This is a genomic window from Paenibacillus sp. HB172176, assembly GCF_011947265.1.
GTDB lineage: Bacteria > Bacillota > Bacilli > Paenibacillales > Paenibacillaceae > Pristimantibacillus.
In genome coordinates, this window is sequence record NZ_JAATHD010000021.1 from 1 (window position 1) to 17,673 (window position 17,673).

Below are 17,673 nucleotides of genomic sequence, written 5' to 3' on the forward strand. Positions count from 1 at the left end.
TTTTTTGAAACATCAGATTTTCGGGAGGTGGGGCTTTTTTTTGCTCGTAACCACCATACCATCCATTATGCAGCATTTATTTTCGTATTAAACATTCATGACGCCGCTCCGTCACGAGCGTGCTCACCCATAGGAATGAATCGTCCCCGTAGGGCCGCCGAACGAGAGGCTGGCGAGCCGCACAAGATCCGGCGTCACGACAGAAGGGTCCTTGCCAATCGCATGCATCTCTGTGCGCAGGCTCCCCGGATTGTACAGATTGACGAGGATACCGTGCTCATGCTCCTCGTCGGCGAGAGACCGGGTGAGCGATTCGAGTCCCGCCTTGGCCGCCGCATAAGCCGCATAGCCGCCGGCGCCGTTACGGGATAAGCTGGATGTAATATTAATAATTCTGCCGTAGCGGTTGTCTCGCATGGAGGGCAGAACGGCCTTCGAAAGCAGGAAGGGACCGGTTAAGTTCGTAGCGATCTGATTGTTCCATACCTCGGCCGTTAATTCGCTTATGGAAGCCGTTTCGAGAACGGCGGCATTATTCAGCAGGACATCGATTCTGCCCCAATGCTTCAGAGCCGCTTCGACGGCGGCGATGGTCTGAGCTTCGTCGGCAACATCCGCTTGCAGGCAAAGCGCCAGTCTTCCCGTCTGATCGGCGATTTCATCTGCGGTTTGCTCCAGTCTGGACAAACGTCTGCCGAGCAAGACGACTTCGGCTCCCTCGGCAGAGAAAGCAAGCGCCGCCGCTCGGCCAAGTCCCGATCCGGCACCGCTGATCATAACGACGCGATGATCCAATGCACCCATTCTCATTCCCCCACTCAATTGGTGATGGGAATATCTTAGCAGAGCCGACTGAGCTTTGGAAGAGAACGAGCTATCAGAATTTTTTGGCTTTCCCGTCAGAAATTCTAATAGCTCCTATTCCCCCTTATTCGACGATAAGCTTTGCTTTCATGGTTGAATGTCCGCCTCCGCAAGGAACGTTGCAAATCATGTCATAGCTGCCCGGTTCGTCGAATTTTACTGGAATCGTGCCTTTCCCGGTAAGCTTGTAATCAGTGCCCACGATGCCAACGCCATGTACGCCGCCGACCGATTTCAACGTCAAGTTAACGGTCTCGCCGGCTTTGATCCGATATTCCTTCTTGTCGAATTCCCACGAGGACGCTTTCACGACCAACTCCGAATCGGCCGCAGCGGCGTCCAGGCTGGCTTCGCCGCTCGTTGCCTCGCTAGTGTTGTTCGCGTTAGCGCCGCATGCCGCCAGGGCGAAGGCGAAGCATGCGACGACAGCCAGCAGAATCCATTTTTTCATAAAAAGTTCCCCTTTCGATTTCGAATGCTTTTTCTTCCATATTGTAACGCAAATCAATAAAAAATGATGATGAGTTATGGACAACATCATGGCAAAGTGATGACAATCTGGAGAACGTGAATAGCCCTTACGGCCGGTGAAGGCAAGCAAGGGCTATCCGTCCGAAGAGAAGGGCGATTCACCGCGCTTCGCTAAGCTCAGTCGTCATGACGTCTTCCGGCTTCGTACGGCGTGCTGACCGGGATGAACAGGTCAATAATCCCGATAACAAGCGCAGCAAGAATGGCGCCGAGCCAAGTCACCTCGACATTGCCAACGACGAATTGGGCAACCCAGATGACCGCGGCGCTGGCGATGAAACCGACGATGCCGCGCCCGAACGGCGTAACCTTCTTGCCGAACACGCCTTCAACGATCCAGCCCAGCACGGCTATGACAAGGGCCAGGAACAATGCGCTCCAGAAGCCGCCGACGCTGAATTGCGGCACGATCCAGCCTACAACCATTAATACCAAAGCAGATACGATAAATCGAACGACATGGCCTAGAAAATTCATATGGCAGTCCTCCTTAAGATATGGTGGAACTTGTGTTGAAGCTTGATCATGGGAAGTGTAGCTTGATTCATATCTAGAATTGCCATATTGAAAAGCAATTATGTATGGGGCGACTTTGTTTAAAGTGGTCTTTTCGTGCATCGCGCCTGAAGCTAATGTTATAATATAAAATCGAGAGGGGTGCAGAGCGTTGGACGCCAAAATATTAACCACACTTGAATTTCCGAAAATTATACATAGATTGTCGCAGCATGCGGCGACGATAATGGGCAAGGCGCTTGTCGAGGAGCTGCGGCCGCATTCCGGACTGGAGGAAGTCAAGTCGCTGCTGCAAATTACGGACGAAGCTTATTCTGCTGATCGCTTGAAGGGAAGCGCGCCTTTCGCGGGCATCGCGGACATATCAGCCGCGATGCATCGCGCCAGAATCGGCGGCACGCTGAATCCGGCCGAGCTGCTCGAAATCGCGCTTTCTTCCAGAGGGGGCAGGCGCGTGAAGAAGCATATCGCCGATATCCACGACGAGCATCCGCTTCCCGCCTTGCATCGTCAGGCCGAGCTCATCAGCGAGCATAAATCGCTTGAGGACGCGATCTTCGCCTGCATCGACGATCAGGCTGAGGTACTCGACAGCGCGAGTCCCGAGCTAGCGGCGATACGCAGGGAGCTTCGCTCAGGCGAAGGCCGCATCCGGGAGAAGCTGGAGGGGATGATTCGTTCTTCCTCCGTTCAGAAGATGCTGCAGGACGCGATTATTACGCTGCGCAACGATCGCTACGTCATTCCCGTGAAGCAGGAGTACCGTTCGAGCTTCGGCGGCATCGTGCATGATCAATCCGGGTCGGGCGCCACGCTGTTCATCGAGCCCGAGGCGATCGTGGCGATGAACAATCGGCTGCGTGAGACGAAGGCGGCGGAGCAGCGCGAGATTGAGCGAATTTTGCAAAAGCTGACAGCAGCGGCCGCGGAGTTCGTTGAAGAGCTTCTATCGAATCAGGATATTCTCGGCGCGCTCGATTTCGCCTTTGCGAAAGCAAGGCTGGCCCATGAGATGAAGGCGACGCAGCCGAAGATGAACGATCGGGGCTTTCTGAAGCTGAAGCGGGGCAGGCATCCGCTCATTGCCCGTGATCAGGTCGTGCCGCTGGATGTAGAGCTGGGCAATTCGTTTACGGCCATTATCGTAACGGGGCCGAATACCGGCGGCAAGACGGTGTCGCTCAAGACGATCGGCTTGCTCAGTCTGATGGCGATGTCGGGGCTGTTCGTACCTGCAGAGGAAGGCAGCCAGTTATGCGTCTTCGACGCGCTCTATGCGGATATCGGCGATGAGCAGAGCATTGAACAGAGCCTCAGCACGTTCTCCAGCCATCTGACGAATATTATCCGCATACTCGGCACGATGACGGCGAAGAGTCTTGTCCTGCTCGACGAGCTTGGAGCGGGTACCGATCCCGCCGAGGGCTCCGCGCTTGCAATCGCCATTCTCGAGCATATGCATGCGAGAGGCTGCCGGATCGTGGCGACGACGCACTATAGCGAGCTCAAGGCTTATGCTTATAATCGCAAAGGCGTAATCAACGCAAGCATGGAATTCGACGTGGCAACGCTAAGTCCGACTTACCGCTTGCTGGTCGGCGTGCCGGGACGGAGCAACGCGTTCGCCATAGCGGAGCGTCTTGGCCTGGAACGGGCTATTATCGAGCATGCTCGCGGCGAGGTCAGCGCGGAGGATCTTCGCGTGGAGAATATGATCGCGTCTCTGGAAGAGAATCGGATCAGCGCGGAATCGGAGAGACAGACCGCCGAGACGCTGCGCAAGCAGATCGAGCAGCAACGCTTGAAATATGATGCGGATCGGGAACGGTTCGAAGAGCAGAAGGAGAAGCTGTTGAACAAGGCAAGAGAAGAAGCGAGGGAGACGGTCGCGAAGGCGAAGCGCGAAGCGGAGCAGATCATCGCCGATCTCAGAAAGCTGGCTTTGGAGGAAGGCGCCTCCGTGAAGGAGCATAAGCTTATTGAGGCGAAACGCAAGCTTGAGGAAGCTTCTCCCCAGCAGCAGCAAGCGAAAAGAAGTCGGACTGGAGCGGCGAAGAAGCCGGAAAAAATCGAACCCGGCGACGAGGTTATGGTGTACAGCCTGAATCAGAAAGGCTTGGTTGTGGAGCTGCACGGCTCCGATGCGACGGTTCAGTTAGGTATTATGAAGATGAAAGTCGCGCTTGCCGACTTGGAGCTGATCAAGGCGAATACGCCGTTGCCGAAGCAGCCGAAGCAAGCGGCTACCGTACAGCGCACGCGGGACGACAGCGTGCGGATGGAGCTGGATTTGCGCGGAGAGAGCCTGGAGGAAGCCATCATGGAGGTCGATCGCTTCCTCGACGAATCGTTCCTGTCCGGATTTGGCCAAGTTTATATCATTCACGGCAAGGGAACGGGTGTGCTTCGCACGGGCATTCAGCAATATTTGCGCAAGCATTCGCATGTGAAGAGCTATCGCAACGGCAATTACGGCGAAGGCGGCATCGGCGTAACGGTCGCCGAATTGAATTAAGAAGGGGAGGTGCGCGGCATGGATTCCGAAATTGACAAGCTGCTCGACAACGCCTATGCGTCTTCGCTCGTTTTCGTGTCGGTTACGGTATTGTCGCTGGTTGTATTCCTGTCGATCTTCGAGCTGGTTACGAAGTATCGTTGCTGGGATGAGATCAAGAAGGGGAATTTGGCGGTTGCGATGGCGACATGCGGCAAAATATTCGGAATATGCAACATATTCCGGTTTTCGGTGGAAGCGCATGATTCCATCTATCAAAGTCTTCTTTGGGGCGCATTCGGGTTCGTCGTGCTGCTGATCGCTTATTTTCTGTTTGAATTTCTTACGCCCGTCTTTCGAATTGATGATGAAATTGCGAAAGACAATCGTGCCGTCGGCATGATCGCGATGATTATTTCGGTATCCTTGTCTTATGTGATAGGCGCAACTGTAATAATGTAAGGCAGGAGGCAGAAGAGATGAAATATCTATGGAGTACGCTGCTCGTTATCGCGATTCTATTCATCGCAGTAGGCGTTGTCTATGTCATGAACACTTAATTTATAAATAAAAGGAGGAGCCTTCATGGAGGAAAGTCAAATTTGTCAATGGTGCTTCAATGAAATTATATGGGATGCAGAGATCGGACCGGAATCCCGTTGTCCGCATTGCGAGAATGAGCTTGGCGGCTATCGTACGCTGGAGATTGGACTGGATTCAGAGGATCAGAATGCGAAAACCGCTTCCACTGAGATCGGCAAAGCGCCTGCATGGGCTGAAGACAATGAGCAAGACAACTGGGACGAAGCAGAGGAAGAGGAGGAGGAAGAGGATCTGGGTTTTCGAGGCGCGAATCTAAGCATGCTTGCGGCCGAAAGCGTCATTCAGCGCATGATTGACAGTCAGGAGGAGGCTCCGGAATGTCCTTCATGCCGCGAATATATGCTCGAAGCCGGCTCGCAGAATGCTGTGGGAGAAAGCTTTCAAGCAAAAATTCACTCGGCAATAGGGAAGCCTCTCGTCGACCTTCCCGTTCGAACAACGCTGTACATCTGTCCTTCCTGCTTCCAAACCTCGTCCATCCTGAGCGCCAACGATCGCAAGGCGTTGATAGACCGGCTTGCATCCCAGGCTGAATAGAGAGCTTTTCCAATAATGGGCGGGCATGGGCTTCCGTATTTCTGGGTATGTTACAAAACATGTTTCTATGCTCCCTCGCGGAGCTTGATTGGGGGAATTGTTTTGGAACAGAAATCGGACAAGCTGGACAAGCAATCCATTCTACTCTTAATTGTTCAGGCTTTATTCGGCGTAGCCAATGCGCTGTCGGGCACCTTTCTGCCCGTTTATCTATGGAAGGCAAGCGGCTCTTACATGGTGATCGGCTGGTTTACGTTGTCTCAATACTTGCTTAGCGGTCTTACTTTCTGGATCGCGGGCAAGTGGGTCAAGGAACGCAACAAAATGAACGCCCTAAGAATCGGAATCGGGTTATCGGGCGTTTTCTATTGCTTTGTGCTGGCTCTCGGCGAGAATGCGCAAAGCTTTGCTGTGCCTCTGGGCATCCTGAACGGGATCGCCGGAGGCTTTTTCTGGATCGCCTTCAATGTGGTTTATTTCGAAATTACGGAACCGGAAACACGCGACAAATACAATGGCTGGGCAGGCTTGCTCGGGTCGGCGGCGGGAATATTCGCGCCGTGGATATCGGGCATACTCATTACGACGCTGAAGGGGCAGCACGGTTATCGATTGATTTTCACGCTCTCGCTTATCATCTTCGGAATCAGCGTCATTCTGAGCTTCTGGCTCAAGAAACGCAAGGGTCACGGCCATTACAACTGGAGTCATACGATATCTCAGCTTCGCAAGAAGCATGATCCCTGGCGCAGAATGTTCGGGGCGATTGTCGCTCAAGGCGTCAGGGAAGGCGTTTTTATGTTTCTTGTCGGATTGACGGTCTATATTGCGACCAGGGATGAGAATAAACTCGGCATGTTCTCGCTGATTACCTCGCTTGTCGCGCTAATCAGTTTCTGGGCGGCGGGCAAATGGATGAAGAAGAGCTTTCGCGGACCCGCCATGCTCATCGGGACCGTGATGATAGCTATTGTCATCTTGCCATTGTTCTGGGGCATTCATTACTCGACCTTGGTCATGTTCGGTATCGGAACTTCGTTGTTTCTGCCGCTCTACATCATTCCGATGACCTCCAGAGTATTCGATCTCATCGGACAGTCGAAGGAGAGCGCGGAGAAACGAGAAGAGTTCGTCGTCATGCGGGAGCTCGCCTTGACGACGGGTCGAACGATAGGCTTGGCTTCTTATCTCATCGTACTGCCCCGGCATGATTCTGCTCTTGCAATTACCTGGCTAATGCTCGTCGTAGGCGCAGTGCCGATCACGGGCTGGTGGCTCATGCGGCCATTTCTGGCCAAACAAGCATAAAATTCCTGTAAATCATGAATTTGGACAATCACTTCTGGGCAACCTTTGGTTGTGAGGAAGTGATTGTCTATGAAAATAAAGCCGTTTGGCATTTTTCCGGCTCTTGCAATGATGATTTTATCCGTCGGCTTGATTAATCATGTATTAATTGTGCCGATCGTTCTGGAATATGCGCATCGCGATGCATGGATTGCGGTTCTTGCCGCGTTAATCGTCGCTCTTCCCTGGACGGCAATTCCCTTATTCCAGCTCTTGAAGAAGCTCAATCACAAGAGGCTGGATCATTGGCTGAAGGAAAGAATTCATCCGTTGATCGTCAATGTAGTTATGTTCATTTTAATTACGATAACGCTGTTAATCGGTTCGGAAACGTTGATCATCACAACTTCCTGGACGGGCACGACTTATTTGCCGAACACTCCTGCTTTGCCCATTATAATCGTCTTCCTTGGTCTATGCGTATTTGCCGCCAGCAAAGGCTTGCGAACCATTGCCTATGTCAGCTGCCTCATTCTGCCGCCTGTTGTGCTGATGGGCGATTTTGTGCTTTCGGCGAATATGCCGCACAAGGATTACCGCTATTTGCTTCCTGTAATGGAGCACGGCTTATCGCCTGTCTTCACAGCGGTTACCAGCGCATTGACAGCCTTCAGCGAGCTCTTTGCGCTGTTGCTCATTCAACATCATCTGAAAAAGAGCTTCAAACGTTGGCATTTGATTGCGCTTGTATTATTCCTTGCGTTGCTTGCCATTAGTCCGATTATTGGAGCGATAACGCAGTTCGGAGTCGAAGAATCGGAGAAGATGGTTTATCCGGCTTTTGCGCAATGGAGGCTGGTCAACATCGGACGATATTTCGAGCATGTAGATTTTTTCGCCATCTATCAATGGTTATCCGGCGCGCTTATCCGATTGTCTCTGTCACTCTATATTGTAGTGGAATACACGCCCATACATCGACTGAAGCGCAAATGGATCGGCTACAGCATCCTCTCCGTCTTATTGGCGGCGCATGCGAATTACTTCAACCACGACATGTTCCATTACGGCAAAATATTGAAATACAGCTTTCAATATACGGGCGTCATCATGATGTTCATTATCGTTTTGCTGTACGGATCCAGCTTCTTGAAGAGGAGGGATGGAGGTGTCGGGTAATACGATCAAGCTGGATCAGGAGGTGCAGTCTGATAATTCGGACGCGTTGCATGAACGCCTGACTTTAGAGACATTCAAGGAGCGAATTCGCCATTGCGGCGATGTGCTGGAGCGCCATGTTGTCTTGGGCAACGAATCGGAGCAAGGGAAGGTCGCGCTATACTATTGCGACGGTCTTGTCGACAGCTCCATGTTTCATATGAATCTGATTCCCATGCTGGAGAACTGGACGATTGAACATCAGTCTCGCATCAGAGATCAAGAGGAAGGGGGGACGAATCGGGAAGAGAATCATGCGGACTCGCAGCTTGGCAACAGCTTTCTTCATTTAGACGCGGATAAGAGCGAACATATCTTCGCAAGGCTGTTCTCGGGAAGCGTTATTCTCGTATTCTCTAACGTTCAAGGATTCTATGAGTACAATATCGCCAATCAACCCGCAAGGAAACCCGAAGAGTCGACGATGGAGCTGTCGCTCAAAGGTCCCCGCGACGGCTTTATCGAGCAGTTGTCCGTCAATGTCGCGTTGGTCCGAAGAAGAATGCGATCCCCCAATCTGCATGTGGAATATTACAAGCTGGGCACCGACACGCAGACAGAGGTCGTGCTTATGCATATGCATGATCAGGCAAGGCCGGAGCTTGTGGAGGAAGCAAGAAGAAGGCTGCGCGGCATCCATGTTCCGTCATTGAACGGAGCGGGGGAGCTTGAGGAGCGATTGGCGGACCAGCCTGCGGCTTTATTTCCGTTAATTGATTATGTCGGCAGACCGGATTATGTGGTGCAATCGGTCATGAAAGGCAGGATCGCGATTTTGGTGGACGGCTCTCCAGCGGCGTTGATCGCTCCGGGAAACTTGTCGCTGCTCGTCAAATCGCCCGAGGATGCGCATTTGCCTTATTATTTTGTTACGCTGGAGAGAATTTTGCGCATACTGGGTCTCATGCTCGCCTTGTTTCTCCCGGGCTTCTGGATCGCGTTATGCTCCTATAACACGGATCAGATTCCATTCAATTTGCTTGCGACGATTACGATTTCCAGGATTGGACTGCCTCTGTCTGCGACGATGGAGATGATGATGATGATGGTTCTGTTCGAGGTGTTCCGCGAAGCGGGCGTTCGTCTGCCCAGACCGGTCGGTCAAACCGTATCCGTGGTTGGGGGTCTGATTATCGGAGAAGCTGCAATTGAGGCGGGCTTAACATCTCCGACCATGCTTGTGGTTGCGGCGGTTGCGGCTGTCGCTACCTTCACGCTGGTCAATCAATCTCTGGTGGGAGCCGTCAGCTTATTTCGGTTTGTCATTTTGCTTTGCTCGTCCATATTCGGAATGTACGGCTTCTTCGTCAGCATGTTCGGCTTGCTGATCTATCTCTGCTCGCTTGAATCGTTCGGCATGTCCTATATGGAGCCGCTCGCGCCGCTTCGGCCCAAGGATATCGTTGCCGCTCTCATGCAGAAGCCATGGATCAAGCACACGAGCAGGAGGAGAAAGCCATGAGGGAAGGGAGCAGAAGACGCCGAGGATTGTTTCTTCCGAGGCTGCGGGCCGGAAGATGGATCAGAGGAATTCTCTCTGTGGCATTATGCGCGGCACTCTCGGCTTGCTGGGATGAAGTGATCTTGCAGGATGTCGGCTATATCTCCGCGCTCGGCATTGATTTCAAGGACGACAAGTATGTGCTCTATGCCCAAATGATCAATTTCACGGAAATCGCGAAGACGGATTCGCCCTCCAAGCCGCAAGAGCTGTGGATCGGCAAGGGCGAGGGCAACTCGGTGCTTCTTGCTTACAGCGATTTGGGCAGAGCTTCTTATTCAACGTTGAATTTGGAGCATCTGAAGACTATCGTGATTCATAAAAGAGCGTTATCGAAAATCGGCGACGTATTGGATGGCTTGAATCGGCACCGGGCGTCGCGCTATACTGCGATGTTCTTTGGCACGACGGTGCCTATTGAGGAGTTGTTCACCACGGACAACTTCTTCGATCAATCGCCGCTTAACAGCGTTCTCTATCTTCCGTCTTCTCAGGAACGTCATAATTCGTTCGTGAAGTCGCTAAAGATGCAATCGGCCGTTCAATTGCTGAAGGAGCCGGCCATGACCACATTGCTGCCCGTAATCGGCATTACTTCGTCTTATTGGAAGAAAGTGAAGAAAACGATGAATACGGAAATCGTAAAAGGTTCATTTGTATTCAAGGATTTTCGTTTTCTGGGTCAGCTTCAATACGACGAAATCATCGGTCTTAGATGGTTAAATCGAGATTTTAAAGCAGCGATGATTGAGGCGTCGGAGGAAGGCAATAGCGCTACCGTTTCCATTACGAATGCCGATTATAAACTGCACGCATTACTGGAGGGAGAGGAATGCCGTTTTCGCTTGAAAGTGAAGGTTACCGGCCATATTATCGAGATGGGCAGCGCGATGGGGAAGGATAGGATCGTTGCGATCGTCGAGCGGAAGATTGCGGAAGAGATCATGTCGGCTTATGGGCTAGGCGTGGAGAAGGGGCTTGATTTGCTTAATCTGGAGCATCATATCTATCGCTACCATAACGGCTATTGGGGATCTAATATGTTGGATCGGAATTGGAAGCCAGAGGAAGGCATGCTTAAGGTCGAGACGAAATTGGATCTGACGAATTCCGGAAAATTGGAATTGAAGAATAATACATAATTTCAAATGAAATGCTCATAATAGAGGAGGCGTCACATCTATTGGTTGGAAGGAGAGATAGAAATGCAGCCTATGACAGCGAAGGAATTGGAGTATATCGTGGACTCGATGTCCAACGAGGATCTATTAATGAAGCAATGCGCTTCCCTGATTGCGATGTCAACGCATCCCGAAATCAAGAACTGCTGCAACAGCATGCTTCAAATGCATCAACAGCATTATGATTCACTCATGCATGCGGTAACGCATCATCAACAATTAGCGCCGATGCAGCCTCAGCAATAAGTCTGTTCACGAACCGTACGCAAGACAAAAGGCAAAACCATATTATTTTTTGGAGGGAATACGATGTATCAGCAGCAATCACAATCAATCCTTAGCGAGGAAGATTGGGCCACAACGGTTCTATGCGATCTGAAGCGCGTTGTGCGCGAATACGCTACGGCGGCAACGGAGTCGACTTGTCCGGATATCCGTCAGCTGTTCACGAAGCTTCTGAACAATTCGCTTGCGATGCAAGGTCAGTTGTTCCAAGCGATGCAGCAATGCAATATGTACCAGCCGGCTTCGCCGGCCTTGAAGCAAGAGCTGGAGAAGCAAGCGAAGCAGAATAAGCAGACGCAGCAGAAAACACAGCAAATGCTCCAGCAGAAGCTTGGTGGACAGCCGCAAACGATGTATACGCCGATGCATCAGCAACCGCAGCATGCACAGCCGAATCATCAGCCTTATTACATGTAAAGACCCTTCAAGGGTCTTTTTCTTTTTTTCTTTGCAGGAACGCCGTATATCTTGTAAAATATGCTTTATAACTGCAGGCGAGCTGGAAGGAGTCATAAGATGAGCGATTTGCAATGGAAGGTATTGGAGCTTCTGAAGGAAGACGCCCGGAGAGATGCCGAGCTGATTGCGACGATGCTTGGAGAAGACGTAGAGAAAGTCAAAGCAGCAATTGCCGAGCTGGAGCAAGAGCATATTATTGTGAAATACGCGACAGTCGTGAACTGGAGCAAGGTGGATGACGAGAAGGTTACCGCGCTTATCGAAGTTCAGATTACGCCGGAACGCGGCAGGGGCTTCGACGGCATTGCCGAACGAATCTATTTGTATCCCGAAGTGAAATCGGTCTATCTCATGTCCGGCGCTTACGATTTGCTTGTCGAGGTCGAAGGGAAAACCTTGAAGGAGGTCGCCTCCTTTGTGTCCAACCGTCTTTCCCCGATTGACGCGGTATTGTCGACGAAGACCTTTTTTATATTGAAAAAATACAAACAGGACGGCAACATCTTCGAGGAGCATGAAGGTGATCATCGCTTGATGGTATCGCCGTAAAACAAAGGGTGACGGTGATGATTAAAGAAACATCGAAAGAAATATCGACAGATTCGAAGCAGGTTTCGATGGCTGATTATTTGTCTCCGCTTGCCAGAGGCATCAAACCGTCGGGTATCCGTCGGTTTTTTGATTTGGTAAGCTCGCGCAAGGATGTTATTACGCTAGGCGTCGGCGAGCCGGATTTCGTGACGCCTTGGCATGTACGCGAGGCTGCGGTGTATGCTCTGGAGATGGGCAAGACGCAGTATACATCCAATTCGGGCATGCCGGAGCTGCGGGAAGCGATCGGCCAATATCTGAATGATTCGTTCCGTACCGAATATAATCCTGCGAATGAAATTCTTGTAACGGTAGGCGGCAGCGAAGCGATCGATCTGGCGCTGCGGGCGCTGATTATGCCGGGAGACGAGATTATGATCCCGGAGCCTTGTTATATCTCCTACTCGCCGATCACCTCGCTCAGCGGAGGCGTGGCCGTGGGCATCGAGACATTCGCAGCGGATCAATTCAAGCTGCGGGCGGATGCGCTGCAGGCGGCCATTACGCCGAAATCGAAGGTCCTCATTCTTTGTTATCCAAGCAATCCAACCGGAGGCATCATGACCTACGAGGATTGGCTGCCGATCGCGAAGGTCGTGGAAGAGAACGATCTCATCGTCATCTCCGACGAAATCTATGCCGAGCTGTCCTACGGCGGCAAGCATGTCAGCTTCGCGGCTATGCCGGGCATGAAGGACCGGACCATTCTTGTCAGCGGCTTCTCCAAGGCGTTCGCGATGACGGGCTGGCGCATGGGGTACGCATGCGGTCATTCGGATATTATCGGAGCGATGCTCAAAATTCATCAATACACGGTGATGTGCGCTCCGATCATGTCGCAGTACGCCGCTCTTGAAGCGCTGCAGAACGGCCTTGAAGAGAAGGATCGCATGGTCGAGTCTTATAACCAGCGACGCAGGCTGGTCGTGAAGGGCTTTCGCGATATCGGACTAGAATGCCATGAGCCGCAAGGCGCGTTCTATGCGTTCCCGTCCGTGGCTTCCACGGGGCTGAGCAGCGAAGAGTTCGCGCAGAGATTGCTCGAGGAGGCTGGCGTGGCGGCCGTGCCCGGCAATGTGTTCGGGCGTGGAGGCGAAGGCTACCTTCGCTGCTCCTACGCCACCTCGGTGACACAGCTTACGGAGGCGCTTGATCGAATTGGGGAGTTTGTTCATAAGGTGAAGATCGCGGAATAATATGCAGGGTGACAAAGGCACGGGAAATAATGTATGAAGCGCTCAGCAGGTCAGAAGAGATGATCTTCGGGCCTGCTGATTTTTGGTCTGGAAAGGAGAATAAGAATGCGATTATATACGAAATCAGGAGACAAGGGGCAAACGTCGCTGATTGGCGGCAGAGTCCGAAAGGATGATTCGCGGGTTGAGGCGTATGGAACGCTGGATGAGCTGAACAGCTTTGTCGGCCTTGCCGCTGCGGAGGCTGCCAAGCATGAGGCGCTTTCCGCGCTTGCTGAACAATTGATCGAGATTCAGCAGGAGCTGTTCGATTGCGGCTCCGATCTTGCCTATTCGCAGGAGGGAGCGCCGCTCAAGATTAATGCGGAACCCGCCCTGAGACTGGAGCGTTCCATGGATGAGTACACGAATGAAGCGCCTGAAATCACGAAATTTATTTTGCCGGGTGGAAGCTCCGTCTCGTCCATGCTTCATGTATGCCGTACGGTATGCCGGAGAGCGGAGAGAGCGATCGTGACCATGATGGATGAGCATGACAAAAATCCGGAGGTGCTCGTCTATGTGAACCGCTTGTCGGATTTCTTCTTCGCGGCGGCCAGATTGGCGAATGCCAGATTGAATGTTCCGGATACGGAATATATTCGAAGCGCGGAGGTGTTCCGGAAGCGGGACAAAGGATGATGATCGATGAGCATTATTATAAGCCCCTTGAAATAGTGGTGACGGAAGAGGATCATGGCAAAGAGACGAGAAAGGTGCTGCAGAAGCATTTGGGCGTATCGCGCAAGCTGCTCTCGCAGGTGAAGCTGACCGAGCATGGCTTAACGGTGAACGAGCGACGCGTCTACACGACTGCACCTGTCGCGACTGGCGACGTCATTCGATTGCGTATGCTGCGAGAAGAATCAGAGGATATTCTGCCGCAGCCAATGGAGCTTGAAATCATGTTCGAGGATGACGATCTCCTTATTGTGAATAAACCCGCCGGGATGATCGTGCATCCAACGCATGGGCATTACACGGGAACGCTCGCGAACGGGGTCGTGCGCCATTGGCAGGAGCGGGGAGAGCGCGTCCGGTTCAGGCCGATTCACCGGCTTGATGAGGAGACCTCGGGATTGGTGGCAATCGCGAAGACGAGCTATGTGCATCAACAGCTCTCCGAGCAACTGCAAGCGGGCGAGGTGACGAAGCTTTATCGGGCTTACGTGTACGAGAGGCCGGAGCCTGAGGCGGGTACAATTGACGCGAATATCGATCGGGACGAAATCAATCGCCATCTGCGCGTGGTGACGCCTGCAGGGTATCCGTCGGTTACGCATTATGAGACGTTATACTCACGCAAGGATGGAGCGGCGTCGATTGTCAAGCTGAAGCTGGAGACCGGCCGAACACATCAGATACGCGTTCATATGAGGCATATCGGTTGTCCGTTAATCGGTGACAAGCTGTACGGCAAGGAGGAAATTGCGCGCGCGGATTGGGAGCATGCGGCAGGCAGGCATGCGCTGCATGCGGAAACGCTCGGCTTCAGGCATCCCATAACGGGGAAGTCCGTTCAATGGCATGCGCCGCTGCCGCCCGAATTGCTCGAGCTCGAAAATGTCATTAGAGAAGAAAGCTGAGGAAGGGAAAGGAAGCGAAAAGCATGGCTAGACGAATAACGATCTACGAATATCCGAAATGCAGCACCTGCAAGGCGGCTGTGAAGTCGCTCAAGGCAAAAGGAAACGAGGTGACGCCGATTCACATCGTGGAGCAAACGCCAAGCGCGGAGACGTTGAAATCGCTGCTTCAGCGTGGGAACCTGGATATCAAGAAACTTTTCAACACCTCCGGCGAGGTATACCGCGAGCTTGGATTGAAGGACAAGCTGGCTTCAATGACGGAGGCGGAGAAGCTGGAATTGCTTTCAGCCCACGGCATGCTGATCAAGCGTCCGATTGCGACAGACGGGGAGAATGTCACGGTCGGGTATAAGGAAGAGCAGTATGAGCAAGTATGGGGCGGAGATCGATAGATGAATAAATCGAACAAGCCTTGGCGATCGAAGAGACTGGAATTGCTCGGATCATCGATTTTCTCCGAGGTTGCCGCATGGAAGCATGCGGCAATTTCCGAAGGAATCGACGTAATCGATCTTGGCATCGGAAGCCCCGATCAGCCTCCTTCTGAGCGGGTGCGCCATGTCTTGGCTGATGCTGCGCTGCGATCGGACAGCTACGCCTATCCGGCGATAAAGAGCGGACAGCCCTTCCGCGAGTCAGCGGCGGCTTGGATGCTGCATCGCTTCGGTGTGAAGGCGGATTCCGCAAGCGAGATTACGCCATTATTAGGCTCGCAGGATGGTCTGGCGCATCTGGCTCTTGCTTTATGCGATGAGGGAGATGTCGTGCTTCTGCCGAATCCAGGCTATCCCATCTATGCCGCTTCGCTTGCCTTGGCGGGGATCCAGCCGGTGCTTATGCCGCTTCGTGAAGAGAAGGGATACATGCCCGATCTGGAAGCCATACCGGAAGAAAGCTGGCAGAAGGCAAAGTTCATCTTGTTAAACTATCCCAACAACCCGTTATCCGCCGTTGCGGATTTGTCTTTCTTCGAGAGCTTGCTGGAGAAGGCGCGTCAATATCAGGTGCTCGTTGTTCATGATCTCGCTTATTCGGAAATGGGCTTCGACGGCTGCGAGCCTCCCAGCATCCTGCAAGTAAGCGGCGCTTTCGAGCAAGCTGTCGAATTTCATTCCCTGTCGAAGAGCTTTAATATGGCGGGTTGCCGAATCGGCTTCATGGTCGGCAATCGGAAAGCGGTCGGCGCAATGCGCGAGCTTAAGGCCAACATTGATTACGGCATTTTCGAACCGGTGCAGGAAGCCGGCATAGCTGCGCTGGAGGAAGCGATGAACGATGCCCGTTATGCGCGCGCGGGAGAGTTGTATGAGAGACGAAGAGATCGCTTCGTAGAAGCATTGCGAGGAGAAGGCTGGCAGGTCGAGCTTCCTCGTGCGACGATGTTCCTATGGGCCAAGCTCCCGACTATGACTTGGGACAGGGGGATGCCTTGGACATCAAGGCTTATTTCCCAGGAAATGTTGAAGGAGACTGGAGTCGCAGTGGTGCCAGGCGAGGCCTTTGGTTCAGAGGGCGAAGGCTATGTCCGCATCGCGCTGGTAGAATCCGAGGAGAGGCTTCTGGAAGCTGCGGCAAGAATCGGTAGGTTCATTCGCGGCGAGACTATGATAGGATAGAGAAAGATGACAATGAGATTGGAGCTGTTGATCAAATGAGTCAACCAAGGCTGTTGTTAGTAGATGGTATGGCCATTCTGTTCCGGGCGTATTTCGCTACCTCGTTCACGGGCTCGATACGACGGACAAGCACAGGCGTGCCGGTGAATGCGGTTCATGGCTTTGTCCGTTATTTCATGGATGCTGTCTCACGCTTTAATCCCACGCATGTGATTTGCTGCTGGGATATGGGGAGCAAAACCTTCCGCACCGAGCAATATGACGGCTACAAATCGAACAGACCGGAGGCGCCGCAGGATCTTATTCCGCAATTCGATCTGGTGAAGGAGGTTGTCGCCAGCTTCAATGTGCCGAATATCGGAATCGAAGGCTTCGAAGCCGATGATTGCATCGGCACCTTGGCTTCGATGTACAAGTCCGAAGCGGAAGTAGTTATCGTTACGGGCGATCATGATATGCTGCAGCTCGTTGATGATCGCGTTTCCGTCGCGATTATGAAGAAGGGAATCGGCAACTACATGGTGTATACTCCCGCAAGCCTGCTTCAAGAGAAGCAGCTGACGCCGCAGCAGATCATCGACATGAAGGGACTAATGGGCGACACGAGCGACAATTATCCCGGCGTAAAAGGCATTGGCGAGAAGACGGCGCTTAAGCTTATACTGGAGCATGGATCAATTGACGGACTATTAGCTAATTTGGAGCTTGTATCGAAGACGATTCGCGCGAAGATCGAAGCGGATCTGGATATGCTTCACCTGTCGCGCGAGCTGGCCACGATTCGCTGCGACGCGCCGCTTGAAATTGAAATCGAGAGCTGCAGCTGGTGTTATGATCGTCATAGCGTGCTTGGCAAATTCGAGGAATTGGAGTTTAGAAGCCTGATTGCTTTAATTGGATAAATAGCTGAGACTTCAAGGCCTAATTACGCTTGTCAATCGCGTAGTTAGGCCTTTTTTTGTCGGGCAGAAGAAGGAAGCTGGCGTTTAATTGTTCAATATAACGAATAAATGAGTGTTTTTTCATCGAACAAGACGGGGATCGGCCCTTGACCTGTTCTCTTTAAAGAACTAAAATAAAGATATTGTACGTTATAATGTTATGAGACGGGTTTTGGTTATCCTATTCACTCGCTGATAGATCTAAATTGACCGAAGGAGAATACT

At 52.2% G+C, this 17,673-nt stretch carries 19 protein-coding genes; 16 read left to right on the forward strand and 3 right to left on the reverse strand.

Annotated elements, in window-relative coordinates; genetic code table 11:
- Positions 1 to 123 precede the first annotated feature (123 nt).
- The 3 genes from HFP08_RS21695 to HFP08_RS21705 form a co-directional block, all read right to left on the reverse strand.
- Positions 124 to 804 (reverse strand): SDR family NAD(P)-dependent oxidoreductase, encoded by a 681-nt coding sequence (locus HFP08_RS21695; RefSeq protein WP_168122716.1) that lies wholly within the window; start codon positions 802 to 804, stop codon positions 124 to 126.
- Between the two features lie 124 nt (positions 805 to 928).
- Positions 929 to 1,315: a cupredoxin domain-containing protein gene (locus tag HFP08_RS21700; protein ID WP_168122717.1), complete on the reverse strand. Its 387-nt coding sequence runs from the start codon at positions 1,313 to 1,315 to the stop codon at positions 929 to 931.
- Between the two features lie 197 nt (positions 1,316 to 1,512).
- A complete protein-coding gene (locus HFP08_RS21705) occupies positions 1,513 to 1,872 on the reverse strand; it encodes a phage holin family protein (protein WP_168122718.1) in 360 nt (119 codons plus the stop codon).
- 190 nt (positions 1,873 to 2,062) lie between these two features.
- Between HFP08_RS21705 and HFP08_RS21710 the strand changes: the two genes are divergently transcribed.
- From HFP08_RS21710 to HFP08_RS21785, 16 genes are all read left to right on the forward strand, one after another.
- Positions 2,063 to 4,426: an endonuclease MutS2 gene (locus HFP08_RS21710; RefSeq protein WP_168122719.1), complete on the forward strand. Its 2,364-nt coding sequence runs from the start codon at positions 2,063 to 2,065 to the stop codon at positions 4,424 to 4,426.
- Between the two features lie 18 nt (positions 4,427 to 4,444).
- Positions 4,445 to 4,867 (forward strand): DUF350 domain-containing protein, encoded by a 423-nt coding sequence (locus HFP08_RS21715; RefSeq protein WP_168122720.1) that lies wholly within the window; start codon positions 4,445 to 4,447, stop codon positions 4,865 to 4,867.
- 123 nt (positions 4,868 to 4,990) lie between these two features.
- Entirely contained in the window at positions 4,991 to 5,545 is a 555-nt protein-coding gene (locus HFP08_RS21720) for a hypothetical protein (RefSeq protein ID WP_168122721.1), read from the forward strand.
- A gap of 102 nt (positions 5,546 to 5,647) precedes the next feature.
- Complete coding sequence (locus tag HFP08_RS21725) at positions 5,648 to 6,853, forward strand: MFS transporter (RefSeq protein ID WP_240941710.1); 1,206 nt, start codon at positions 5,648 to 5,650, stop codon at positions 6,851 to 6,853.
- A 69-nt stretch (positions 6,854 to 6,922) separates the two neighbouring features.
- Positions 6,923 to 8,011 carry a GerAB/ArcD/ProY family transporter gene (locus tag HFP08_RS21730; RefSeq protein WP_168122723.1) on the forward strand — a complete coding sequence of 363 codons (1,089 nt, stop codon included), beginning with the start codon at positions 6,923 to 6,925 and terminating at the stop codon, positions 8,009 to 8,011.
- Entirely contained in the window at positions 7,995 to 9,512 is a 1,518-nt protein-coding gene (locus HFP08_RS21735; RefSeq protein ID WP_168122724.1) for a spore germination protein, read from the forward strand. Before HFP08_RS21730 ends, HFP08_RS21735 begins: the two co-directional genes overlap by 17 nt.
- On the forward strand, positions 9,509 to 10,693 hold the full coding sequence (locus HFP08_RS21740; RefSeq protein WP_168122725.1) for a Ger(x)C family spore germination protein: 1,185 nt from the start codon (positions 9,509 to 9,511) through the stop codon (positions 10,691 to 10,693). The genes HFP08_RS21735 and HFP08_RS21740 overlap by 4 nt, the downstream gene beginning before the upstream one ends.
- A 63-nt stretch (positions 10,694 to 10,756) precedes the next feature.
- Complete coding sequence (locus HFP08_RS21745) at positions 10,757 to 10,978, forward strand: hypothetical protein (protein WP_168122726.1); 222 nt, start codon at positions 10,757 to 10,759, stop codon at positions 10,976 to 10,978.
- Between the two features lie 63 nt (positions 10,979 to 11,041).
- A complete protein-coding gene (locus HFP08_RS21750; RefSeq protein ID WP_168122727.1) occupies positions 11,042 to 11,434 on the forward strand; it encodes a spore coat protein in 393 nt (130 codons plus the stop codon).
- Between the two features lie 99 nt (positions 11,435 to 11,533).
- Complete coding sequence (locus HFP08_RS21755; protein ID WP_168122728.1) at positions 11,534 to 12,025, forward strand: Lrp/AsnC family transcriptional regulator; 492 nt, start codon at positions 11,534 to 11,536, stop codon at positions 12,023 to 12,025.
- A 17-nt stretch (positions 12,026 to 12,042) separates the two neighbouring features.
- Positions 12,043 to 13,263 (forward strand): aminotransferase class I/II-fold pyridoxal phosphate-dependent enzyme, encoded by a 1,221-nt coding sequence (locus tag HFP08_RS21760; protein ID WP_168122729.1) that lies wholly within the window; start codon positions 12,043 to 12,045, stop codon positions 13,261 to 13,263.
- A gap of 105 nt (positions 13,264 to 13,368) precedes the next feature.
- Positions 13,369 to 13,944, forward strand: a complete 576-nt coding sequence (locus HFP08_RS21765) for a cob(I)yrinic acid a,c-diamide adenosyltransferase (RefSeq protein WP_168122730.1) — start codon at positions 13,369 to 13,371, stop codon at positions 13,942 to 13,944.
- Positions 13,941 to 14,888 (forward strand): RluA family pseudouridine synthase, encoded by a 948-nt coding sequence (locus tag HFP08_RS21770; RefSeq protein ID WP_240941712.1) that lies wholly within the window; start codon positions 13,941 to 13,943, stop codon positions 14,886 to 14,888. The genes HFP08_RS21765 and HFP08_RS21770 overlap by 4 nt, the downstream gene beginning before the upstream one ends.
- A 23-nt stretch (positions 14,889 to 14,911) precedes the next feature.
- Positions 14,912 to 15,283, forward strand: a complete 372-nt coding sequence (locus tag HFP08_RS21775) for an arsenate reductase family protein (RefSeq protein ID WP_168122731.1) — start codon at positions 14,912 to 14,914, stop codon at positions 15,281 to 15,283.
- A complete protein-coding gene (locus HFP08_RS21780; protein ID WP_168122732.1) occupies positions 15,284 to 16,507 on the forward strand; it encodes an aminotransferase class I/II-fold pyridoxal phosphate-dependent enzyme in 1,224 nt (407 codons plus the stop codon).
- Between the two features lie 35 nt (positions 16,508 to 16,542).
- Positions 16,543 to 17,409: a 5'-3' exonuclease gene (locus HFP08_RS21785; RefSeq protein ID WP_168122733.1), complete on the forward strand. Its 867-nt coding sequence runs from the start codon at positions 16,543 to 16,545 to the stop codon at positions 17,407 to 17,409.
- Positions 17,410 to 17,673: the final 264 nt, after the last annotated feature.